At 66.7% G+C, this 24172-nt stretch carries 18 protein-coding genes; 17 read left to right on the forward strand and 1 reads right to left on the reverse strand.

What is annotated here, in order from left to right:
• Positions 1–5: 5 nt before the first annotated feature.
• A complete protein-coding gene (locus PHLH3_RS15635; RefSeq protein ID WP_213624763.1) occupies positions 6–1382 on the reverse strand; it encodes a tetratricopeptide repeat protein in 1377 nt (458 codons plus the stop codon).
• 245 nt (positions 1383–1627) lie between these two features.
• Between PHLH3_RS15635 and PHLH3_RS15640 the strand changes: the two genes are divergently transcribed.
• The 17 genes from PHLH3_RS15640 (at position 1628) to PHLH3_RS15720 (ending at position 24172) form a co-directional block, all read left to right on the forward strand.
• Entirely contained in the window at positions 1628–3229 is a 1602-nt protein-coding gene (locus PHLH3_RS15640) for an ABC transporter substrate-binding protein (protein WP_213624765.1), read from the forward strand.
• On the forward strand, positions 3226–4239 hold the full coding sequence (locus tag PHLH3_RS15645) for an ABC transporter permease (RefSeq protein WP_213624767.1): 1014 nt from the start codon (positions 3226–3228) through the stop codon (positions 4237–4239). Before PHLH3_RS15640 ends, PHLH3_RS15645 begins: the two co-directional genes overlap by 4 nt.
• On the forward strand, positions 4236–5069 hold the full coding sequence (locus PHLH3_RS15650; RefSeq protein WP_213624768.1) for an ABC transporter permease: 834 nt from the start codon (positions 4236–4238) through the stop codon (positions 5067–5069). Before PHLH3_RS15645 ends, PHLH3_RS15650 begins: the two co-directional genes overlap by 4 nt.
• Positions 5066–6691: an ABC transporter ATP-binding protein gene (locus PHLH3_RS15655; protein ID WP_213624770.1), complete on the forward strand. Its 1626-nt coding sequence runs from the start codon at positions 5066–5068 to the stop codon at positions 6689–6691. Before PHLH3_RS15650 ends, PHLH3_RS15655 begins: the two co-directional genes overlap by 4 nt.
• Positions 6688–7908: an LLM class flavin-dependent oxidoreductase gene (locus PHLH3_RS15660; protein WP_213624772.1), complete on the forward strand. Its 1221-nt coding sequence runs from the start codon at positions 6688–6690 to the stop codon at positions 7906–7908. The genes PHLH3_RS15655 and PHLH3_RS15660 overlap by 4 nt, the downstream gene beginning before the upstream one ends.
• The gene (locus tag PHLH3_RS15665) at positions 7901–8749 is read left to right on the forward strand and encodes an alpha/beta hydrolase (RefSeq protein ID WP_213624774.1); all 849 of its coding nucleotides are present in this window, start codon (positions 7901–7903) and stop codon (positions 8747–8749) included. Before PHLH3_RS15660 ends, PHLH3_RS15665 begins: the two co-directional genes overlap by 8 nt.
• A 706-nt stretch (positions 8750–9455) precedes the next feature.
• Entirely contained in the window at positions 9456–11336 is a 1881-nt protein-coding gene (locus tag PHLH3_RS15670; protein WP_213624776.1) for a 3-dehydroquinate synthase, read from the forward strand.
• Positions 11333–12223 (forward strand): UbiA family prenyltransferase, encoded by an 891-nt coding sequence (locus tag PHLH3_RS15675; protein WP_213624778.1) that lies wholly within the window; start codon positions 11333–11335, stop codon positions 12221–12223. Before PHLH3_RS15670 ends, PHLH3_RS15675 begins: the two co-directional genes overlap by 4 nt.
• A complete protein-coding gene (locus tag PHLH3_RS15680) occupies positions 12220–12972 on the forward strand; it encodes an EboA domain-containing protein (RefSeq protein ID WP_213624780.1) in 753 nt (250 codons plus the stop codon). Before PHLH3_RS15675 ends, PHLH3_RS15680 begins: the two co-directional genes overlap by 4 nt.
• A 22-nt stretch (positions 12973–12994) precedes the next feature.
• Positions 12995–13879: a TatD family hydrolase gene (locus PHLH3_RS15685; protein ID WP_213624782.1), complete on the forward strand. Its 885-nt coding sequence runs from the start codon at positions 12995–12997 to the stop codon at positions 13877–13879.
• Complete coding sequence (gene eboE, locus PHLH3_RS15690; RefSeq protein ID WP_213624784.1) at positions 13876–15096, forward strand: metabolite traffic protein EboE; 1221 nt, start codon at positions 13876–13878, stop codon at positions 15094–15096. Before PHLH3_RS15685 ends, eboE begins: the two co-directional genes overlap by 4 nt.
• Positions 15089–16534: a nucleotide pyrophosphatase/phosphodiesterase family protein gene (locus PHLH3_RS15695; protein ID WP_213624786.1), complete on the forward strand. Its 1446-nt coding sequence runs from the start codon at positions 15089–15091 to the stop codon at positions 16532–16534. Before eboE ends, PHLH3_RS15695 begins: the two co-directional genes overlap by 8 nt.
• Entirely contained in the window at positions 16504–17667 is a 1164-nt protein-coding gene (locus tag PHLH3_RS15700; protein WP_213624788.1) for a hypothetical protein, read from the forward strand. Before PHLH3_RS15695 ends, PHLH3_RS15700 begins: the two co-directional genes overlap by 31 nt.
• On the forward strand, positions 17664–20066 hold the full coding sequence (locus PHLH3_RS15705; RefSeq protein ID WP_213624790.1) for a hypothetical protein: 2403 nt from the start codon (positions 17664–17666) through the stop codon (positions 20064–20066). The genes PHLH3_RS15700 and PHLH3_RS15705 overlap by 4 nt, the downstream gene beginning before the upstream one ends.
• A 73-nt stretch (positions 20067–20139) precedes the next feature.
• Positions 20140–21072 carry a hypothetical protein gene (locus tag PHLH3_RS15710; RefSeq protein WP_213624792.1) on the forward strand — a complete coding sequence of 311 codons (933 nt, stop codon included), beginning with the start codon at positions 20140–20142 and terminating at the stop codon, positions 21070–21072.
• An 18-nt stretch (positions 21073–21090) separates the two neighbouring features.
• Positions 21091–22362 (forward strand): hypothetical protein, encoded by a 1272-nt coding sequence (locus PHLH3_RS15715; protein ID WP_213624794.1) that lies wholly within the window; start codon positions 21091–21093, stop codon positions 22360–22362.
• Between the two features lie 4 nt (positions 22363–22366).
• Positions 22367–24172 carry a hypothetical protein gene (locus PHLH3_RS15720; protein ID WP_213624796.1) on the forward strand — a complete coding sequence of 602 codons (1806 nt, stop codon included), beginning with the start codon at positions 22367–22369 and terminating at the stop codon, positions 24170–24172.

Consider the following 24172-nt stretch of genomic DNA (forward strand, 5'->3'; position numbering starts at 1 on the left):
GCGACCTAGCGGCATCCAGCCAACGCCTCCCTGACCCGCTCGTGCGCCTGTCGTGCCTGCTCCGGCAGCCCGAGCTCCCCATACACCCGGGCCAGGGTGCGGTTGGTCGGCACATCGTCGCCGTAGTGGCGGCGGCGTTGTTCCAGCAATTGCTGGGCGGTGATCCAATGGCCCGCACGTACGTGGGCGTCCTGGGCGATCAGGGTGAACAGGTCGCGTTGGGCGTGGCTGCCACCGGCTTCGACGAGGCGTGGTAGGACCTGATCAAGGCGTTTCGTGGCTTTGTCGTGGTCGCCCGTGGCATGGGCGTAGAGGCCTTCGGCGGCAGGCCAGGTGACTTCGCGCCAGACGGCTCGGCTGTGCTCTGGGGCCTGTTCGCTGCGCAGTTGCAAGGCGTTGAGCAGTTGTCTGGCTTCCGGGCGGCCGGCGCGCCCCAGGCCATAGAGGTACTGCAGGGAGAGAAACGGTTGCACGGTGTCATCGCTACGTGCCCCGAGGTACTCGGCGAGGGCCTGCCAGCGATCGCCAACGTCGACGCCGGCAAGCTCCAGCCGGGCGAGCAGTGACACAGCGCCGATCTGGTCCTGGGAGTATTCGGGGAGCACGCCCCAGACGTGCTCGTCATAGATGCCCAACACCTTTTGTTCCCGCCCCTGGGCCAGGTGGAACAGTGCCAGGTGCCACCAGTTGTGGGTGTACATGAAGGAATTGAGGCCGGTCCAGCCGTCTTTCACTGCCTCCAGGAAGGCGGTGCCTTCGGAGATGCGACCCTCGGTCAGCAATACGTGGGCGAGGGCGTGCTGCGCCCAGGGCTCGTCGGGTTGCAGGGCGAGTGCCTGGCGGGCTGCGGCCTCGGCCTCTGCCAGCAGGTGGCATTGCTCGTAGGCGAAGGCGAGCATGCCGTGGACTTGCGGGACTTCACTGGCGTACGGCAGCACCTTGAGGGCCACGCGCAGCATGCCGGGGGAGTCGCCCTGGTTGAAGCGCAGGTACTGGCTGAGCTTGAGGGCGAACAGGTCGCGGGGGTGGGCATCCAGCAACTGGTCCGCCAGGGCGAGGGCCTCCGGGATGGCGTCATCGACCCAGGCGCGCAGCAGGTCGAGGAGGGTGCGTTCGCGCCATGGGGTGCCGGAGTTCAGCAGGTCGTAGGCATGCTGCCAGTAGTGCCGGGCCAGCGGAGCAGCCTCGGATGACTCGATGAACATCGCCAGAAAGCCGGCGTACACGTTGGCCGGCAGGTCGTTGGGCGCGGCATCGGCGGCAGCCAGGATGCCTTCTGCGCGGGGCTCGTAGGTAAGCAGGCCGCCGATGAAGTCGTCGATGGCGGCACGGGTAGCGGCTTCTGTGGTGGACAGCGGGTTGCCTAGGTAATCCTGGGGCATGGTGGCACTCCAAAAGAACGTTCACTGCCGTCATCGCAAAGCGCGTGCCAGCGCCTGCTGCCCGTGATTGCTGATGCCGCCGGCGAAGGCCTGCTGCTTTCCACGCACTCTGCGCAACGGGCTGTTGGATAAGCAACAGCGGCATGCCGGAGAAGGCCCGCAAGGCCTGGTATCGCGGGGCTTGGAGCGCTGGCATGGGCCTTGCTCCCTGGCTGCTATCCCTACGGCCGATGATGAGACGCGCCATGCAGTACCGCACTTCTGCCTTCCTTCGCAGCACCTTCAGCGCTCTGGTAGCCGCGGCCTTGCTGGTGGCCTGGCTGCCTACGGTTCATGCCGCCCCGGTACACGGCGGCACGCTGGGCCTGGTGGCGCAGCCGGAGCCGCCGAGCCTGGTGCATGCGCTGGTGTCGCACGTGTCCACCCAGTACGTCAGCGGCAAGGTGCTGCAGAGCCTGTTGAGCTTTGATCACGAGCTCAAGCCGATCCCGGTATTGGCACGCGAGTGGAGCAGTTCCGCTGACCGCCTGACATGGACCTTCACCTTGCAGGATGGTGTCACCTGGCACGATGGCGAGCCCTTTACCGCCGATGACGTCGTATTCAGTTTCACGACCTTCTACCCGGCCGTGGACCCGCGGCAAAAGAGCCTGTACGCGGAGTATTTCCAGTCCATCGAAGCGCTCGATGCCCGCCACGTGCGGATCCAGCTGAAGAAGCCCTTCGCGCCGTTGCTCGACCTGTTGGGCAGCGGTCTGCGGCCGGTGGTGGCCCGGCACGTGTATGAGGGCAAGGGGGACTACCGTGCCAACCCGGCCAACCTGCAACCCGTCGGCACCGGGCCGTTCGTGTTCAAGGAGTGGAAGCGCGGCGCCTACATCCGGTTGGAGCGCAACCCGAACTACTGGAAAAAAGACCTGCCATACCTCGACGCGGTCGTTTTCCATGTCATTCCCGACGCCGCTTCCCGCGCGGCCGCCTTCGAGCGTGGCGACATCCATTCGCTGCGCAGTGGCGATGCCGACTACGCCGACCTGGCGCGCCTGGCCGCATTGCCCGGCGTCACCCGCAGCGAAGCGGGGTGGGAGCTGTTCCGGGGCCAGGCGTTCCTGCAGATCAACACCCGCAAGGCGCCGCTGGACGATGCCCGGGTACGTGAAGCGATCCTGCTCAGCCTCGACCGCCGCTTTATCGTCGACAACATCTTCTTCGGCACCGGCAAACCGGCCGAAGGCATCTTTCCGATCGGCAGCCCCGAGCACGACCCGCAACTGGAGCAGCACAGCTATAACCCGGCCAGGGCGCTGCAGTTGATCAAGGAATCAGGCGTGGACGTGAGCAAGGTGCGCCTGCGTCTGCTCAACGGCGAGAAGGGCGGCGCCTGGGAGCGTCTGGCCGAGTACACCCGCCAGGCTTTGCAGCCGCTGGGCATCAAGGTGCAGGTGCTGACATCCGATTCGGCAACCTGGTACCAGCGTGTGAGCGATTGGGACTTCGACCTCACCTACAACTTCAGTTTCCAGGTTGGCGACCCGTACCTGTCCACTTCGTATTTCTACCGCACCGACAACATCGCCAAGGGGTCGCCGTTCAACAACGTGGTCGGCTATTCCAATCCAGAGGCCGACGCACTGTGGCGCGAAGCCACGGATGCGCCGGATGCCGTCGCGCACCAGGCCACTTACCACCGGCTGGAAGCCCTGCTCAATCGTGACCTGCCGATCCTGCCGATCTTTGAAATGCGCTTCCCGACCCTGTATCACGGCAGCGTGAAAAACCTGCTGCGCACCGCCACCAGCCTCAACGACAGCCTGGATGAGGTGTACCTGGAGCAAGCCGGCCAATGAGTGCAGGGGGATTCATTACACAAGGGCTGGGCTTCCTGGCGCTGCGCCTTGGCCGGGTGGTGCTGGTGATCGCCGTGGTGCTGATCGGGACCTTCCTGCTGCTGCGCCTGGCCCCCGGCGACCCGGCATTGACCATGGCCAGCGCGGCCGGCCTCGACGACCCGGCCTATGTCCAACGGCTGCGTCAGGAAATGGGTCTGGACCAGCCGGTACTGGCACAGTTGCTCGCCTATCTGAGGAAGGTTCTTCAGGGTGATCTGGGCTTCTCCCATCGCAACCAGGCGGCCGTCTGGCCGCTGATTGCCGAACGTCTGCCAGCCACGTTGCTGTTGCTGCTTTCTGCGTTCATTGCATCCACCACCCTCGGCATCGGCCTGGGAGTGCTAGCCGCGCGCAGCCAGCGGCGCGGCGGCAAGCTGGACCGGGTGATCGGCGCAGTGGTGCTGCTTCTGTATGCAACCCCGGCGTTCTGGCTGGCCTTGCTGCTGGTGATCGTGTTTTCGGTGGCCCTCGGGGTATTACCGGCCTTTGGCATGGAAAGCGTTGGCGCCGGCTTGCGCGGGTGGGCAAGAGGCATGGACGTGGCACAGCATCTCTTGCTGCCGCTGGCGTCGATGACCTGCATCTTTCTCGCCGTCTACGTACAGCTCACCCGAGGCGCCATGCTGGAGGTGTTCAACCAGGACCATGTACGCACCGCGCGCGCCAAGGGCGCCTCCGAGCGCCGGGTATTGCTGCGCCATGTGCTGCGCAACGCCATGCTGCCCGTCACTACCTACGCAGGCCTGCAACTGGGCCAACTGGCCAGCGCCAGCCTGCTGGTGGAGGTGGTGTATGCCTGGCCAGGAATCGGCCGGCTTCTGTATGAGTCACTCGAAGCCCGTGACTATCCATTGCTGCTGGGGGTGTTCCTGGTGATTTCGCTCCTCGTGCTGCTGGGCAATCTTGTCAGCGAATTGGCCTGCTATCTGTTCGATCCGCGCGTTGCTGCGAGCGGAGGGACGTCATGAGCGTTCTGCGACGTTTTCTCCGGCAGCCGGGCGCCGTGTCGAGCGCCGGCTTTCTACTGCTGCTCGGTGCCCTGGCGCTTGCCGCACCCTGGCTGTACCCGGCCACTCCCTGGGCCATGGTGGCGCCACCGTTGCAGCCACCGTTTACCCATGCGCAGTGGCTGCTCGGCACCGACATGCTTGGGCGCGATCCGCTGGCGGGCCTGGTGTTCGGCGCTCGGATTTCGTTGAGCATCGGCCTGTCGACCACCGTGGCAACCCTGTTGCTGGGCATTGCAGTGGGCGCCATCGCGGGCTATTCCGGCCGCTGGGTTGATGCGGTGCTGATGCGCCTGACCGATGTCTTCCAAGTGATCCCCGGTCTGTTTCTGGCAGTGATCCTGGTGGCAATTCTCGAGCCTTCGCCGTTCTCCCTGGTGCTGGCGATAACCCTCACGGCCTGGCCACCGGTGGCGCGTATCGTGCGCAGCGAGTTTCTGCGGCTGCGCCAACTGGATTTCGTGCTAGCGGCACGCACGTCAGGCGTGTCTCCGCTGGCGATCGTTTTCGTGGAAATCCTGCCCAACGCGTTGCCACCGGTGCTGTCGCTGGTAGGGCTGGTGATGGCGGCGGCGATTCTGGGTGAGTCGGCTCTGTCCTTCCTCGGGCTGGGTGATCCGGAAGCCATGAGTTGGGGGGCCATGATCGACTCGGCGCGCAACCTGGCACGGCAGGCATGGTGGCTCAGCCTGTGGCCGGGCCTCGCGATTCTCGCCACCGTCCTGGCCGCGCATCGCGTGGGCGAGGGCTTGCGGCTGGCGTTCGATGTGCGTGAGCAGGTGTCTGCATGAGTGGGTCACTGTTGGATATTCGCGGCCTGTCGGTACGCTTGCCGGCCGGCGCGTCACGCACTCATGCCTTTACCGACCTGGACCTGCGACTCGATGCCGGCGAATTGCTGTGCGTGGTTGGTGAGTCCGGCTCGGGCAAATCGACCCTGGGTGCGGCGATTCTGCGTTTGCTGGCTCCGGAATTGACGATCACCAGCGGCAGTCTGGCGTTTGCCGGGCAGGAACTGTTGCACCTGGATGAGCGAGCCATGACGGCCATCCGAGGCTCGGCCATTTCCCTGGTTTCTCAGGAACCGCTGCTGGCCCTGAATCCGGTACAACGGATTGGCGTGCAGATCGAGGAATCCCTGTTGCTGCACACAACGTTGACGCGCCATGAGCGCCGAGCACGGGTGACGGACCTGCTGGCCTATGTCGGCTTGCCCGACCCGCAGCGCCTGCGCTCTGCCTATCCATTCCAGCTCTCCGGTGGGCAGCGTCAACGCGTTGCGATTGCCATCGCCCTGGCCAGCGAACCGCGCCTGCTGGTAGCCGACGAAGTCACCTCGGCGCTGGATGCCGGCACACGAGAACATATCCTGGCGCTGCTGCAACGAATCCAGCGTGACCGCGGCATGGCCGTGCTGCTGATCACCCATGACTTTGCCGTGGTCAGCCGCGTGGCCGATCGTGTACTGGTGATGGAGGCGGGCAGGGTGGTGGAGCAGGGCGCCGTTGCCCAGGTACTGCACGCGCCGCGCAGTGATTACACCCGTCGCCTGTTGGGCGCCGCCATGTTGCGGCCCCGTGCGCCCCGGCCCATCGGCAGCGAGGCACCGTTGTTGCAGGTACGTCACCTGAAGAAACAGCATTGGCGGCGCCAGGGGTTTCGGCGTCATGGCATCACGGCATTGCAGCAGGTGAGTTTTGAGCTGAGGGGAGGGGAGACGCTCGGTATCGTCGGCGAGTCTGGCTCGGGCAAGTCCACGCTGGCGCGTACGCTGCTTGGTTTGAGTCGTGCCGATAGCGGCAGCATCCGTCTGGACGGGCAGGAGTTGGTGGGGCTCGACGGGGCCGGCTGGCGCGCCATTCGCTCGCACATCCAGATGGTGTTCCAGGACCCCGGTGCCTCGTTCAACCCGCGCCGTCGCATCGGTGCAGCGCTGATCGCAGGGCCGGTCGCGCTGGGCATTCCTCGCGCCGAAGCCGAGCAACGTGCCCGCTCATTACTGGAGCGTGTCGGCCTGCAGGACAGCGCTTTCGATGCATATCCACATAGCTTTTCCGGCGGCCAACGCCAACGCATCGCCATCGCCCGGGCCCTGATGCTCCATCCGCGCGTACTGGTGGCGGATGAGTGTGTATCGGCACTCGATGCCCTGGTACAGGCGCAAGTGCTCGATCTGCTGGAAGGCTTGCAGCGGGAGCTGGGCCTGGCGCTGATCTTCATCACCCATGATCTGGGCGTGGCGGCGCGGATCAGCGATCGGCTGCTTGTGATGCAGCACGGCCAGGTGGTGGAGCAGGGCGCCTCCGCTCAGGTACTCACCCAACCGAACCACCCATACACCCGCACGCTCCTGAGCGCCTGTGCCGCCGAGCTGCGACCGCCGCTACGCGCCGCCGTAGGGGAAGCGCCATGAGCCGGGCCAATCAACAGCTGGCCCTCAACGCCTTTCTGATGCCAACCGGGCACCATGTCGCCGGTTGGCGTCATCCGCAGGCCAGGGCCGATGGCGGCTCCAGTATCGACCACTATCTGGCCTTGGCGCGCAAAGCAGAGCAGGGCGGCTTCGACGCGATCTTCCTCTCCGACACCCTGGCCATGCTGCCCGGCAGCAGCGACGAGCTCAGCCGCATGGCGCGCACCGAGCATTTCGAACCCCTGACCTTGCTCGCTGCTCTGGCGGCCAATACCCGCCGTATCGGTCTGATCGCCACCGTGACCACCTCGTACAACCGTGCTGCCGATGTAGCGGCCAGCTTCGCCTCATTGCAGGCCATAAGCGGCGGCCGTTGCGGCTGGAATCTGGTGACATCCAGCAATGCTCGCGAAGCCTTCAACTTCGGCCGTGAGCAGCACTATTCCCATGCCGAACGCTATCGCCTGGCTGAGGATTTCCACGCACAGGTGACCGGGTTCCTGCCAGCCCAGGGCATCTATCCGGTGCAGGTGCTGGCAGGGGATTCGGAGGCGGGTCGTGTCTTTGCAGCGCGGCACGCCGAGGTCCTGTTTACCGCTCAGCCAACGCTGGACGGTGCTCGTGCCTTCTACCGTGACGTGAAGGGCCGCCTGGCCCAGCACGGTCGTCATGCGGACAGCCTGAAGGTCATGCCCGGCATTCTGCCTGTCATTGGCCGCAGCCGCGCCGAGGCTGAAGATCACCACGGGCTGTTGCAAAGCCTGGTGCAGCCGCAAGTGGGGTTGTCGCTGCTGTCCGATGTGGCCGGCGGCACCGATCTGTCGGCCTATCCATTGGACGGCCCTCTGCCCGTACTTCCACTGACCGAGTCCGGCCGCAGCCGCCAACAGCTGCTCGTGACCGTGGCACGTGCGGAAAACCTCAGCATTCGCCAGCTGTATCAACGCATCGCCATGTCCCGTGGGCATCTGGCGGTGGTCGGTACTGCAATCGATATCGCCGACACCCTGGAACACTGGTTCCAGCAGTTCGCCGCCGACGGTTTCAACGTCATGCCGCCTTGGCTACCCGGTGGCCTGGACGATTTCGTCGATACAGTGATCCCCGAACTGCAACGTCGCGGCTTGTACCGTCGCCACTACACCGGCAAGACCCTGCGCGAGCACCTTGGCTTGGAGGGCTGCACCACTCGGCAACAGGAGCCTGTTCATGCTTGATTTCACAACAAAGGTGGTCCAGGGCGAGCCCGTGGAAGTCCGCCCCGGGCGCTTTCTCAACCTGGCCCGACGCGTCGTCGACAAGGGCGCACCGAGCCTGTTCTTCGCCCATGGTGGCGGCGGTAACAAGGACCAGTGGCGACTCATCTGGCAAGACCCGCGCCTGGCCCGCTACAACCTGGTGGCCTGGGACCTGCTGGGCCATGGCGCCAGCGAAACGCCCCGACAAGCCAGTGCCTACGCCTGGGAAGAACTGGTGGCCGATCAGCTGGCGATCTTCGAACGCTTCGCAAGCGAGCAGAACGTTGTGCTCGCTCATTCCTTCGGCACCGCGCTCACCCTTAGCGCCCTGGTGCGCCTGCAGGAGCGCCAGCAACTCAATCGCGTCCATGGCGTGCTGCTACTCGGCACCCAGCTGCAATCGCCACGCGGGAGCAGCCCGCTGCTGAAACTGCCAGCGTGGGTGCTGGAGCTGATCCGCCCCTTGTTATCCAAAGGCTTCCGCGATGCGGCCTGGCACCCGGACACCGACCCGGAGTTGATCGCATACGAGGAAAAACTCACCGAACGCAACCGCCTGCACGTTTTCAAGGCGCTGCTCAGTCAGACCCGCTGGATACCCGAGGAGCAACTGGCGCAGCTCAGTGTCCCGATCCGAATTCTTTCCGGCGAACACGACAGGCTGACTCCGCCCGAAGGCGGGCGTGCACTGCACCACAGGCTGCCAGGTTCCGGTTTCGCCATCATCGAGGGAGCAGCTCACCAGTTGATGCTTGAACGACCAGAACCGGTCACTGAACACCTGTTGGCGCTATTGCGAGAAGTCATCGCCGTACCTTGAGTACGTTCAGCCAGCATGGCGGATGGATGGAAAGTCCAGGGCTACGTTCCTGCGTTCGGAGAAATGCTGGAGGGAGAGGGATTGGAAAAGGAATTGGAAATATGCGATTTAACATAATCTACATTATAGGTAATTTCGTATTTTCCCAGCAGGCGCCCAGGGCGCAGATTTCAAAACCAAAAAGCGTCATTTCAAGGTTCTACGGCCTTTCTGCTTCGTGGCGAGCCTCGGTTACGCTCACGACGATCTGCTGTGTTCTCCCTGCTGAGTTTCTTCTCGCGATTTGCGTGACGAACTCCTGAGCCGACATCGACACACCCATCCGTCTTTCGAACGCTGTAACGCTGGCGAGTCGAAACCCATCCGCTTCGCTAGAGCCATTCCTCATCACGGCACCCGATATCCATAACCGCTTGACCGTCGCCCCGAGCCGCAACCGGGATCGCGCCTTGCTGCAAGGTCACGGATTTCGCGGCCTGCGTCTGCCGGCTCGGTTTCCTGAGCTATCCGACAGCTTTTCAATCTGCGCCTTGAGCTGCGCGCAGCGGTCATCCGCTTGCTTGCAAAAATAACCCCACTGTCTACGTTGCAATTACGCAGTCACCGTGGACATGCGCCCCAGCCGCTCAGGACGTGAACGCTGGACCTGACGAAGCACAGCCTCGTCGGGGATAGGGAAATCAACCAGAAGCACAAAGGGAACTTGATGAAGCGCCTGATGAGTCATGTCCTCTCGCGTAGAGGTCCGTGGGAACACTTGTGCCTGTCGCTCGCGCTGTTCGCGGTGCTGGTGATCGTCAGCTTCCTCCTTTTCGAAGAACCCATGCAGCGCCTGCTGGCGAGTCTTGGCCAGCAGCCTGCAGACCCCGTGCGTGCGCTCAACCTCGCCGTTCTCGTCATCGCGTTGCTGGCCCTGGACGTGGTGCTGCCGGTGCCGTCCAGCATGGTTTCGCTCCTGGCGGTTGCGGTACTGGGCGCCGTGGGCGGGTACCTGGTGATCTTCGTCGGCCTGTGCCTGGGGTCCCTGCTGGGCTACTGGCTGGGGGCCGGGTACTTCCGCATCGCCTCCGGGCTGCTGGACATCGAGGACTGGCGCAAGGCCGGGCGCCTGGCCACCCGGCTCAACACCTGGTCGCTGATCTGCCTGCGTGGCGTGCCCGTACTGGCGGAAACCTCGGTGCTCGCCGCCGGCATGCAGCGCTATCCGCTGCGACGTTTCCTGGTCATCACCACCCTGGCCAACGCGGGCCTTGCTGCCGTGTACAGCGCACTGGGCAGTTTCGTCGCGGAGGACCAGGTCCTGCTCCTGGCGGTAATGGCCAGCATGCTGTTGCCGGCATTGTTCCTGGCGGGCCGTGGTGTGCTGGCGCGTCGCGGCCTCACCACGGCCGCCTCCGACGCCCACCAGCTCGAGGGTTCCTTCACCGTCACCTACCGCTATCCGGTGCTGTTCACCGAGCACCTGTTCGCTGCGAACAACGACTGCCTGCATCGCCAACTGACGGACAACGGCACCCGCATCGCAAGCGCCATGGTCTTCGCCGACGCGGACCTGCTGCGCAGCAACCCCGCCCTGGCCGCGCAGATCCAGGGCTATTTCCAGTCCCGCGCGAGTCAGCTGAAGCTGCTGGCCGATCCCATCGCCGTGCCCGCCGGCGAGTCCTGCAAGACGCCCGATGTGCTGCAGCGCCTCTATGGGCAGATGCTCGAGCACGGCCTCGACCGGCACTGCTACGTGCTCGCCCTGGGCGGTGGTGCGTTGCTGGACGCCGTGGGCTACGCCTGCGCGACGTTCCACCGTGGCGTGCGGCTGATCCGCATCCCCACCACCGTGCTGGCGCAGAACGATGCCGGCGTCGGCGTGAAGAACGGCATCAATGCCTTCGAGCAGAAGAATCTCCTGGGCGCCTTCCAGCCTGCCAACGCGGTGATCAACGACTTCCAGCTGCTGCTCGGGCTGCCCCGGCGCGACCAGTTGGCCGGGTTGGCGGAAGCGGTCAAGGTGGCGGCGATCAAGGACGCGACCTTCTTCGCCTGGCTGGAAGAACACGCCGACGCCCTCTCCGCCTTCGCCCATGAGCCCAGCCGCTATGCCATCCGCCGTTGCGCCGAGCTGCACCTGGAGCAGATCACCCGGGGCGGCGACCCCTTCGAGCGCGGCAACGGCCGTCCCCTGGACTACGGCCACTGGGCGGCGCACAAGCTGGAGAAACTCAGCCAGCACCGCCTGCGCCATGGCGAGGCGGTGGCCGTCGGCATGGCCCTGGATGCCCTCTACGCCAAGGCCCTCGGGCTTCTCGCGGCGCACGAGGCCCAGCGCCTGCTCGGCCTCCTGGCCCGGCTCGGCTTCAACCTGTCGCCGCCCGAACTGACCCTGCGCGATGACCGGGGCAACCTGTGCGTGCTGCAAGGGCTCGAAGACTTCCGCCAGCACCTGGGTGGCGAGCTGTCCATCCCCATGCTCGAACGCATCGGCCGCGCTGTGGATGTCCACCAGATCGACCAGCCGACCATGGAGCTGGCCCTGCAACGACTGGTCGAGATGCGCCCACGCGAACCGGTCTGGACCGAGGGCTACGCGCGATGAGCCAGCCGACGCCCAGCCTGCGGACCTGGATGACCCTCGGGCGCATCTCCAACCTTCCCACCGTCTGGACCAACGCCCTGGCCGCCACCCTGCTGGCCAGCAGCGCGAGCGCCCTCGCCCCGCCCTCCCCGCTGGCCTGGGCCCTGCTGCTGGCGGCCGCATCCGCCCTCTACCTGGCCGGCATGCTGCTCAACGACCTGATGGACGCCGACTGGGACAGCCGCCACCACAACCCACGGCCCATCGCCCTCGGGCTGGTCACCCGGCAGCAGGTGGCGCTGGCCAGCACCGCGCTGTTGCTGCTGGCCGCCGCCGCGCTGCTGGGCCTGAGCCAGCTGATCGCACGGCCCGGCTGGTTGCTGGCCAGCGCGGCCCTGCTGCTCGGGCTGATCCTCGCCTACAACCTGCTGCACAAGCGCCACGCCCACAGCGTCTGGTTCATGGGCGGCTGCCGCGCGGCCCTCTACCTCACCGCCGCGGCCAGCCTCACCGCTCCGCCGGCGCCGCTGTGGCTGTGCGCCCTGCTGCTGGGCACCTACATCAGCGGGCTGACCTACGTGGCCCGGCAGGAGCACCTCAACCAGCTGGCGAGCCTGGCGCCGCTGCTGCTGATGCTCAGCCCGCTGGCCCTGGCGGTCTACGCCCAGGGCCTGTGGTTCTGGCTCATGTTGCTCCTGTGGCTCGGCTGGCTGGGCCTGAGCTACCGGCGCCACCTGGCGGCGCCCGAGCGGCGCAACGTGCGCGCCTTCATCGGCGCAGGGCTGACCGCGCTGCCGCTGATCGACGCCATGGTCCTGGCCCTCGCCGGCTATCCGCTGGGCAGCCTGGCCTGCGTGGGCGTCTTCCTCCTGCTGCCGCGCTTGCAGCAATGGGTGAAACCGACATGAACAGCCCGACCACGCTCCAGCTCGGCCGCGATCGCATCGCCGACCTGCACCAGGCCCTGCGCGACGAATTGACCGGCGCCGCCCTGGCCTGGTGGAACCAGGCCCGCGAACGGCTCGCCGCACAGCCCGACATACAGGCGCTGATGCGGCTCAGTGGCCCGTGCCGACGTCAGATCGGCGATGCCCCGGTGGCCGACCTGCCGTGGACGCGCGCGGCTCTGGCACGCGCCCTGCTCCTCGCCCAGGCCCTGGAAGCCGACGCCGGCCCCGGGCGGGCCGCCCTGCTGCAGCGGTATTTCGAGTGGGGCGACGACCAGGAGAAAGCCGCCGCGCTGCGGGCCCTGGACTGGCTCGACGGCCAGGGCGCCAGCCTGGAACTGGCGCTGTTCGCCGGGCGCACCAACAGCTGCGAGGTGTTCGCCGCCCTCGCCCTGGACAACCCCTACCCGGCCCGGCACTACCCCGAGCGGGCCTTCCACCTCCTCATGCTCAAGGGCGTCGGCATGGATTTGGACCTGCGCCACGTCCAGGGCCTGGCGCCGCGTCGCGGCCGCGAACTCAACCAACTGGCGCTGGACATGCTGGAAGAGCGCCTGGCCGCCGACCGCCCCGCTCCACCTGGCATCTCGCACCTGCTGGCGTGGCCACTGCTGGCGCCCGAACAGCTCCAGCGCCTCGACGCCCATCACCGCCAGGGGCGCCTGCCAAGCGGCTGGCTGCCCGGCGAGCTGCCTTTCCAACACCGATAACGACAACGCAAGGGACGCCGACATGCCCACCTATTTCGACCCGCACATCCACATGGTCAGCCGCACCACCGACGACTACCAGAACATGGCCGCCGCCGGCATCACCGGCGTCATCGAGCCGGCCTTCTGGCAAGGCCAGGCGCGGACCAGCCTGGGCAGCTTCGTCGACTACTTCGACACCCTGGTGGGCTGGGAGCGCTTCCGCGCCAGCATGTTCGGCATCCACCACTTCTGCACCATCGGCCTCAACCCCAAGGAGGCCAACAACTACGGGCTGGCCCACGAGGTGCTGGAGATACTGCCCCGCTACCTGGTGAAGGATGGCGTGGTCGGCGTCGGCGAGATCGGCTACGACGACATCACCCCGGAGGAAGACCGCTTCCTCGCCCTGCAGCTGGAGCTGGCCCGGCAGTTCGACCTGCCGGTCCTGGTGCACACCCCGCACCGCGACAAGATCGGCGGCACCAAGCGCACCCTGGCGGTCATCCGTGAAGTCGGCATCGCCGAAGACCGCGTGCTGATCGACCACCTCAACGAACTGACCCTGCCCCTGGTGCTCGACAGCGGCTGCTGGCGCGGGCACTCCATCTATCCCAACACCAAGATGTCCGAGCAGCGCATGGTCGCCCTGCTGCAGCAGTACGGCACCGAGAAAATGGTGGTCAACAGCGCCGCCGACTGGGGCGTGAGCGACCCGCTCAAGGTGCCCAAGACGGCCGACGCCATGCGCCAGGCCGGCTTCAGCGAAGCCCAGGTGGAACAGGTGCTGTTCCACAACCCGGTGGACTTCTTCGCCCAGAGCGGCCAGCTGGACAAGGCCGCCGTCGCCACCCTGCTGCCCATCGACCAGCGCCGCAAATGGCAGGACAACTCCGCCCTGCGGGGCCAGGAACCGGTGGTGCGATGAGCCCGGCAATGGGATGGACCCCGCCCCGGCTCGGCTACTGCGGCAACGTGCACCCGGCCCATGACCTGGCCGCCCTGCGCGCCTCCATCGCCGGGCCTTTCCAGGCCGTGCGCCGGCAGCGCGGCCTGCCCTGCCAGGACAGCGGCCTGTGGATCAGCGCCCGGGCTGCCGCCGAGCTGCAGCAGCCCGGCCCGCGCGCGGCCTTCCTCGCACAGTTGAAAGACTGCGGCCTGCGCCTGACCTCCCTCAACGGCTTCCCCCATGGGCGCTTCCATGGGGGCCACGTGAAGAGCGGTGTCTACCGGCCGGACTGGTCCGAATCCCCGCGCCTGGACTACAGCCTGCAACTGGCCGCGCTGCTGGCCGAGGCGCTGCCCGAGGACTGCGACCAGGGTGTGATTTCCAGCGTTCCCCTGGGCTATGCCGCCGATTGGTCGATCGAACACCTGGCCCGCGCGGAGATGCACCTGCTGCAACTGACCGAAGCCCTCGCGCAGCTGAAGCGCAGGACCGGCAAGAACATCCGCCTGTGCCTGGAAATGGAGCCCGACTGCGTGCTGGAACACACCGACCAGGCCCTGGCCTTCTTCGCCCATTGGCAGGCCCGGGACCCCAACCATGACCACCTGGCGTTGTGCTTCGACGTCTGCCACCAGGCGGTGCTGTTCGAGGACTGCCACGCGTCCCTTTCGTGCCTGCGCCAGGCCGGCATCGCCATCGGCAAGATCCAGCTCTCCAACGCCCTGGTGTGCCGCCTGCCCGGGGACGGGCAGCGCCGCGAGGAGGTGCTGGCCGTGCTCGGTGGTTTCGCCGAGGGCACCTACCTGCACCAGGTCAAGGCGCGCCACCGCAGCGGCCAGTTGCTGGCCTGGGCGGACCTGCCCGCCGCCCTCCTCGACCCGGCCCTGGCCGGTTGCAGCGAACTGCGCGTGCACTTCCACGTGCCCCTGTTCAGCGAGCGCTTCCAGCTGCCGGAACTCGGCGGCAGCCAGCAGGCCCTGGGCCGGGTCTTCGAGTACCTGGCCCAGCACCCGGACTTCCGCCCGGCGCTGGAGGTGGAGACCTACAGCTGGATGGTGCTTCCCGAGGCCCTGCGGCCCGGCTCCGAAGCCGCCCTGGCGAGCGGCATCGCCGCCGAGCTGGACTGGGTGCAGGCGCAGTTGCAACGGCATGGCGTCCTCGCCGGCGAGCCGCTGCGGGAGGTGCGACATGCTTGAGCCCAGGCCCCTTCTGCTGGTCGATGTGGTCGGCCTCACGCCCGCCCTGCTGGGCGAGAACACGCCGTACATCAACGCCCTGCTGGGCCGTGGGCGCATGGCCTGCATGCAGCCGGTGTTCCCGGCGGTCACCACCACCGTGCAGTCGTCCATGCTCACCGGGCTGCCGCCCTCCGGGCACGGCATAGTCGGCAACGGCTGGTACTTCCGCGACCAGGCCGAGGTGCGTTTCTGGCTGCAGCCCAACGCCCTGGTCCAGGGCGAGAAGGTCTGGGACGTGCTGGCCCGCGAGCTGCCGGGTTTTCGCTGCAGCCAGCTGTTCTGGTGGTACAACATGTACGCCGACGTCGGCGCCTCCATCACCCCGCGCCCGCACTACCCCGCCGACGGGCGCAAGGAATTCGGCCTCTACTCCTCCCCCGACGGCCTGCACCAGGAGATCGAGCAGCGCATCGGCACCTTCCCCTTCCAGCACTTCTGGGGGCCGGCCGCCGGCATCGGCTCCAGCCGCTGGATAGTCGACTGCGCCATGGCCGAGTTCGAGATCAACCGCCCGCACCTGCAGCTCGTCTACCTGCCGCACCTGGATTACGACCTGCAGCGCCTGGGCCCCACGCACCCCGGCATCGCCGCCGAGGTGCGCGCCATCGACGCCGAGGTCGGCCGCCTGCTGGCCTTCGCCCAGGAACGGGGCGCCGCCGTGATGCTGGTGTCCGAGTACGGCATCGAGGCGGTCGAGCGTTCCGTTTCCATCAACCGCCTGCTGCGTGCCGATGGCTGGCTGCAGGTGCGCCAGTCCCTCGGCTGGGAGCTGCTGGACCCGGGCGCCAGCGCGGCCTTTGCGGTGGCCGACCACCAGGTCGCGCACATCTACCTGCGTCACGGACAGGACCTGCCCAGGGTGCGCACGCTGCTGGAGTGCGAACCCGGCATCGAGCGGGTGCTGGACCGCGTCGAGCAGCGCGCCTGGCAGCTGGAGCACCCGCGCAGCGGCGACCTGGTGGCGATCGCTGCCCCCGGGCACTGGTTCGACTACCAGTATTGGTTCGATGACCACAAGGCGCCCGACTTCGCCCGCACCGTCGACATCCACCGCAAGCCCGGCTACGACCCGCTGGAGCTGTTCATCGACCCCGCCATCACCCTGCCCAAGCTCAGGGTGGCGCGGCGCCTGCTGCGCAAGAAACTGGGGTTCCGCTACTACATGGACCTGATTCCGCTGGACACCCGCCTGGTACGCGGGAGCCACGGCCGACTTCCCCGCAGCGACCAGGACGGCCCGCTGCTCATCACCGATTGCGACTTGCCTTTACCGGACCGGCTGCCGGTCACCGCGGTAAAACAGTTGCTCCTGCAGTACTTCCTGGGGCACCGAACTCTCGACAAGGCCATAGCCAAGGAGACCCCATGCAACGAGCCCTCCCCCTTGCAGTACTGAGCGCCCTGGCCGGATTGGCCCAGGCCCAGAGCCAACCCGCCTTCGACTGCACCGCCTTCTTCGAGTACGGAGGCAAGCCCGAAGAGGTGCGCAAGGCGTTCGAACAATCCCCCGAGACCCTGGCCTGGAACTGGTTCGTCTGCCTCAACCAGCCGGAGATCAAGGGCAGCGCGGACCGCGTCTGGGAGGGCCTCAAGCCCACCGACCAGGTGTTCCTGCCTGACGGCGGCCAGCCATTGCCCTATGAGCAGCGCGAACCCACGCCCATCGCGGTGATCAAGGCCGCGCAGGCCATGGGCATGGACACCAAACGCACCTTCCACAACCTCGACAGCATCCAGCAGGTCGACGGCCTGATCCTGGAGATGGGCGGCAATGTGCCGGCGGCGCAGAAGGGCCAGCCGGTGCGCTTCCAGCTGCTGATGGGCAGGGACACCTTCGGCTACATCGTCGACAAGGGCGTCTACAACGTCGACGGCCAGGCCGCGCTCACCGCCAACCTGGCCTTCCCCGCCGCCGCCTGGGAGCTGAAGACATCATGGATCTGGATCGGCAACGACCAGGCGTTCATGAAGACCCTGGCCAATGACGGCTACTACATCGCCCAGGCCTACTACCTGCAGAACGGCAGCCAGTACCAGGTGGGCTACGCGGCCCTGAGCGGCATGCACGTCATCAACAAGCTCACCGAAGACTGGGCCTGGACCACCTTCGAGAACCGCAACAACAGCAAGTACACCGTCACCAACGACATTCCGCCCAAGCCCATGACCAACAGCACCGGCCCCACCAGCGCCGCGCAACCGGTCAACGCCAGCTTCCAGTCGCAGTACCCCGCCCTCGCCCAGTACGAGCTGATCGGCGTGCAGCACACGGCGGGCGGTGCACCCAAGCTGCTGGCCAACTCCCAGCTGGAATCGGCCTTCCAGAGCCAGTCCTCGTGCCTCGCCTGCCACGACACCGCGGCCTATTCGGCGAAGAAGGGCTACTTCAACTTCGCACTGCCGCAGCAGGACGGGATCGTCTACCCCACCGAGCCGCTGCCGGATTCGGCCTTCGCCGGCTACAACAAACTGGACTTCGTCTGGTCGCTGAAACGCGCCCAGTGGAAGCGTCAAGGAGGACAGCAATGAGCGTCTTGAACTTCCCCCGCCTCTACCTCAACGGCCATATGTTCTGGAACCCGCCCACGGCCAACAACAACGACATCTACCCGCTCTACGACGCCGCGAAGATGGACCTGAACTGGCCCTTCCTGGAGAGCTTCGGCATCAACCCCGCCAACGCGCGTGACAAGGTGCTGCCCTGGATGATCACCCCGCTGCCCGAGGCCCAGGTGCCGGACTACGTGCTGCAGGTGCCCAACAACAGCGCCAACAGCGGCCTGCCGCAGATCCCCGCGGAATGGGACCTGTTCGGCGACAACGCCTGCGGCACGGTGGACTACAACGACATCCGCTCGCTCATCATCGGCGGCGAGCTGCAGGCCAACAGCTACATCGAGCAGGACAGCATCGTGGGCAAGGGCTTCCAGTTGCTGGGCAACCCCTTCGGCAGCGACAAGCCCACCCCGGCGCGCTTCGTCGATATCAGCCCCTGGCAGAACACCTTCACCGCGCTGTACTTCGACCGCCTGGTGCTGGGCGACGCCACCTGCGGCCTCACGGCCAAGCGCGCCTACCGCATGCTCGACCGCTTCCTCAACTTCAACTGGGGGGCCGTGCAGGGCCTGAACACGGTCACCACCACCTGGCAGACCTGCTTCCCCCGCGAGAACCTGCAGTGGCAGCTGGGCGACTCGGCCCTGCTCAAGGCCCTGCAGCAACAGATGGAGGCGCAGAACGCCAAGGGCCTGATGTTCCGCTTCACCACCTACCTGACCTACTACGACCGCAACGGCATCTTCAACGACTACCCACCGGTGGTGACCCGCACCGGCGGGCCCGGCTGCAACACCTGCGCGACCGATCCCCAGTGCGCTGACTGCCAGCAGTGCCTGAAGACCCTGGCCGTGCAGCAACAGGCGCTGCAGGACATGTACCAGAAGGGGCTGGACAACGTCGCCGACATCTTCTTCAACCCGGCCTACAGCCGCACCGCCGGTGTGCTGGGCCTGTGGTTCGCCGATGAGTACCCTACGGCCCCTGCCGGTCGCCGGCTGGAGCCGGTCGGCGACTTCCCGATCCCGGGCGGCAGGCCGGGAGCGACTATCCAGTTGGGGGTGATCTCCGCCCAGGCCCAGGGCGACCTGCTGTCCCTGGACCTCGGTACCGGCTTCCCCTTCCAGCCGTTGGAAGCGACCGAGGCGACCGTGCCGGAGTGCGAGAAGCTCCAGCTGGGCGATTTCCAGGTCGGCATCCAGCAAAGCGGCCAGTTCCAGCCCCTGGCCGACCTCGTCTACGCCCAGTACGCCCAGGCCGCCTTCGACAAGCGCGCAGGCCTGGTGGACCTGCCGGTGAAGGATGCCGTGGCCAGGACCCAGGCCGGCACCCTGGCCCTGCAGACCCAGGGCGCCAGCCCGGTGCTCGCCGCCCAGCAGCGGATGTGGACCGCCGAAGTGATCGAGAGCGGCACCTTCATCGATGTCGGGGACACCCGCACCCTGCAGATCATGGTGCAGTACGACGGCCTTCCCGCACCGGCCGGCACCACCCTGTGGGTGGCGGAATACAACAACCCCTACATGCTGACCACCAGCAGTTACTTCCTGGCCTTCAGCAATGACGTGGATTTCGGGCTGATCGCAGACGACCCCGCCAACCGCAACAACAACGCCACGCTGCTGCCACAGTTCGTCGGCACCCAGGCGCCGGCAAGCCTGGTCAGCGAGGGTGCAGGTCGCAGCCTGCAGAGAGTGCTACCGGCGAGCGACGCCCCCACGGGCACGATCAACTACCAGCACGTCAAGGCCACGCCCGCCGGCGTCAGCCTGGCGCCCTGCCTGCAGTTCATCCCATCCATCCCGCGCACGGGCGTGCTGGGCAACGGCGCCACGGTGGACTACAGCCTCACGCAGATCACCACCGACGCCAACGGCATCGCCCAGGTGACGGTCAAGGCCATCGCCGCCGGCTTCCCGACCCTGCGCTTCTTCGTCCAGGACGGCCCCGGCGCGGCGCCGGCGGTGCCCTTCAGCTTCGACTATCCGACCGCCTACACCGACTTCCTCGCGCCCTTGCGGGTGCTGCCGGACGAGCCCGGGCTCATGGGCGAGTTCGTCGCGGCCTGGAACAAGGTGTGCACCCAACAGGACGCGCGGGTGCAGATCTGGGAGGGCTTCATCTACCCGCGCATCTTCGAGCCGTTCTATTACCTCTACCCGATCATGGACAAGTACATGCCGCTGAACTCCCTGCAACGCATCGAGGGCGCGATCGACCAGTTGATCCGGCTGGTCAGCAAGCCCTACCAGGAGGAAAGCACCCTCGCCATGCCCATCACCCGCGACCTGCCGCAGAGCCGGCGCGCGGTGCTGGAACGCTGGGCCAACGAGCTGGTGAAGCTCAACTACCCGCCCCGGCCCCTGACCTGAACCGTCTTGACCTGGAACCCGCAGGCGGGCAGGCACCGCTCGCCCGCCCTGCCCGTTACGAAGGAGTGTCCCCATGAAGAAAGCCCGACTGCTCACCTGGCTGCTGCCCCTCGCACTGCTCGGCCAACCCGCCCTCGCCGCCGATGACGAAGGCGACGTGTTCTTCACCAACGGCGTGCACAACACCCTCGGGTGCGACGCCAGCAACGGCAACTGCATCGCCGAGCGCAAGCCCGGCGAGCCCAGCGATCCGTTCTTCCCCGCCACCTGGATCAGCGACTGGACCATGTTCCGCGTCACCCAGAACTACGAGAAGAACCCGCCGCCCTACAGCAACCCGCCCAGCACCCTCAAGCCGGCCGACTACACCGTGTCCAAGGGCACCAGCTACTACGACACCACCTACATCCCCGCCGATGGCGACGGCTACGGCGCGATGATGGAGCACTACGAGAAGTACTGCCTGCCGATCTTCCCGATCAAGGACAACAACTACACCTGCTCCTTCGTCTCCCTGGGCAACAAGGCCTTCTTCCTCACCTACGAGGACCGGCCCAAGGACATGCCCGAGTGCTGCTCCTTCTCGCCCATGAACCACCCGGCACGCCAGGACTTCGTCCAGCACCTGCCCTACAGCCCGGCCCGCAGCCAGAACCTGGGCGGCAGCGTGCAGGCCTATGCGCTGGACGTGCAGTCGCCCCAGGGGCCGATCCTGTTCGGCTACGCCTTCTACAAGGACGCCACCCGCGCAGCGCCTGGCCAGCCGCTGTTCCGCCACCCGCAGTCGTTCTACTTCTCCGGGGACGCCAGCGTCGCCAACGCTCCCATCGTCAGCCAGAACTACGTCAACTTCCGCACCGACAAGCCGGACCCGGCGCAGACCTGGGACCAGGTGGCCAAGAAGTGCCCGGTGAACCCCGAGCCCTGCCAGTTGTTCAACCCGCCGACGTCCCAGGACAACGGCGCCGAGGCGCAATGGAACAAGCTCCAGTCCCGCAAGCCCTGACCGGCAAGGAGAGCCACCATGAATCCCAGTTTCCGCCTTTCCGGGCTTGCGCTGCTGGCCATCGCCTGCACGAGTTGCAGCCTGCACGAACAGCCGTCCAAACCCACCCTGGGCACTGCACCGACCAACACGCAGTGTCAGCCGCCCACCAGCGCCCCCGCCGCCAACGCCAGCCAGCAGGCCTTCGATGACTACAGCTGGCAGTTGTTCGTCGCCCTCAACTGGCCCGCCCAGGCCGGTCAGCGAGGGCAGCCGGACTGCAACCAGCCCCTGGGCAGCGCAGGCCCCACGGTGTGGCAGAGCTACAAGACGGTGAGCGAGATCTTCCTGCCCAACGGCGCCAATCCCGGGCCCTGGAACGCCCCGCTGGGCAAGCGCAGCCTCGGCATCATCAACATCGCGGCCCTGAAGAACACCTCGGTGGTGCAGGCTGTCGACCAAGCCGTCGGTGGCTGGCTGATCGATCAGCGAGGCAACCCCACCTACTACGACATCTCCGCCAACCAGGCCTCCTACGACTACATCGTGCAGAACGGTTTCTACAACGCCAATACCGTTGCCAAGGCGCAGAGCATCGCCTTCCCGGCCCAGGCCACCGAGGTCAAGGCCGCCTGGCGCGTACTCACCCGCCAGGACGACGCCAGCCGCTACCTGACAACCCAGGCCGAGGTGGCGCAGTTCGATGCCCAGGGCCGGCCCACCGGTAGCACCGCCCCGGCCACACTGGGGCTGGTCGGCCTGCACATCATCGTCAAGGCACCGGGCTACCCGCAGTGGGTATGGGCCACCTTCGAGCAGGTGGACAACGTCCCGGGCGCCTCGGCCGGCAGCAGCCCCTACAGCTACTACAACGCCAGCGCACCGGCGGCGAGCGTCAACCAGTCGCCGTGCAACTGGCAGCACCAGGGCAGCCAACTGGTGTGCACGCCGAAGCCCGGCGCCACCTTCCAGACCCCCGACCCGCTCAGCCGCGTCACGCCCATCGCCAGCTCCACCGCAGCGGTCAACAGCCAGTACCAGCAGAGCCTCTCCAGCAGCGTGCTGCGCTATTACCAACTGGTCACCACCCAGCGGCCGCTGATGCCCGACAACCCCGGCAACCCCCTGGGCCAGCCGACGCCCGCCCTGGCGGCCAACGTCACCATGGAGAGCTACATCCAGCCCAACAGCAGTTGCATGAGCTGCCACTCCATGGCCACGCCGGTGAACAGCGCCGTCAGATCCGATTTCTCCTACCTGTTCAAATTCGCCAAGGCGCCGGCAACGGCACCCCACAAGGACGAGGAATGACCCCATGAGCATCCTGAACGGACCCCGACTGAACTTCTGGGGCGGCATCCGCACCGACGTGAGCCTGCCCAACAACTCGCCGACCATTCCCATGGGCACCGACGGCTCGCAGACGCTGAACCTCTTCGACCTGCCCAACTCCCAGGTGGCGACCGAGGCCCAGGGCTACAGCGACGACCAGCTCAACGAGCTGATCAACGCGCCCTCGGGCGACTACTACACCGCTGGCGGCTGGAACCATTACGGCCAGCACGTGGTGGACATGCAGAACGTGCTGATCAGCTCCCAGGGCACGCCGGGCGCCATCAGCACCACCGGCGACCTGGTGGGGCAACCGGTCTACCTGCTCGGCTCCAAGGACCCGGTCACCGGGCAGGCCCCGGTCTCCGGCCCGATGATGGTGGACCTCGACCCCACCAGCGGCATCACCACGCAGATCTACATCGGCGGGCTGCAGATCGGCGGCACCAGCAGCCCGCAGCTGGTGATCCAGGCCGACGTGGTGGCCAGCAGCTTCGACGTCGCCAAGCGCCTGCTGGTCGGCGAGACCGATGCGCCAGGCTCCTCGCCGCTGTCCGGCACCTTCCAGGTCACCTTCCCGCTCAGCGCCATCGTCAGCTGGAACCAGTCCAGCGCGATGCTCAAATCCATCATCCAGGCGCCGGGTGCCACCGGCATCGTGGTGCGCTTCGTCATGTACGAGATGTGCCCGGGCATGACCACGCCGCAGCTGGACGCCGACTACGCCGCCGGCCAGTACACCCCCAACCCCAGCATCGGCCGTGTGGTCGGCACCCTCGCCCCGGCCTTCGCCGGCGAGCCGCTGATCTGCCCGGCCGGCCGCCAGCTGGTGAACGGCAAGACCGGGGGCACCGGCTACGCGCAGACCTTCGCCTTCAACGGCCAGAACCTGCTCAGCCTGGACATGCTCAACCTGATCCCCAAGGCCACCTTCCGCGCCGTGCGCACCGACATCACCAGCCCCATCGGGCCCAACATCAACTACGGCGAGGTGAGCGTCAGCGCCGGCGGCAACAATCTGTTCGGCCTGGACCCGAACAGTCCCTGCCTGCTGGACTACTACGTCTACGGCGGCATCGTCGACCAGGCGCTCTCCGCCACGCAGCTCAGCCAGGTGCAAAGCTCCGCGCTCGCCCTCTCGGCGCCGAACACCGTCGCCGGCACCACCCTGGCGGTGAGCGAAGTGACCTACCGGCTCTACTGCGACCAGCGCAACCTGTACATGGACGAGTACCCGGAAGGGGTCACCCTCGACCTGCAGGTGCGCTACCTGGGCGGACCGGTGCCCGCAGCAGGCACCATTACCCTGTCCGCCTCCTCCCCCGGCAGCTACGAGGACTCGCAGTACTGGGACCTGCTCGACTACCCCGCCACCTTCCCCATCGCCAAGGGCCAGACCAGCGTGCAGATCCCTATCACCTGCAAGGCCGGCACCTCCGCCGAGGCGGGCTACACCAACCTGGAATACTCCCTGGGCGACGGCAGCAGCTTCAGCAACTTCCGCATCTATTCCATCACCGACTTCGGCATCCCCGCCGGCAGCATCCCCACCTGGGACCAGGTCTACCCGGCCGTGCTGCGCTTCCACTACCTGGCCTTCCCGGCCATGTCGCGCTTCATCCCGCTGAACCAGCAGGACGCCATCTGGAACGCCCGCGCGGCCATCGTCGCGCGCACCGCCGATGCCTATCGCGGCACCACCCTCTACATGCCGGTGGTGCGCTCCATGTCGCCGAGCCAGCGGGCCCTGCTCAAGGCCTACCTCACCAGCACGCCCTGGCAGCCCTGA

Source organism: Pseudomonas sp. Pc102 (assembly GCF_018408275.1).
GTDB lineage: Bacteria > Pseudomonadota > Gammaproteobacteria > Pseudomonadales > Pseudomonadaceae > Metapseudomonas > Metapseudomonas tohonis.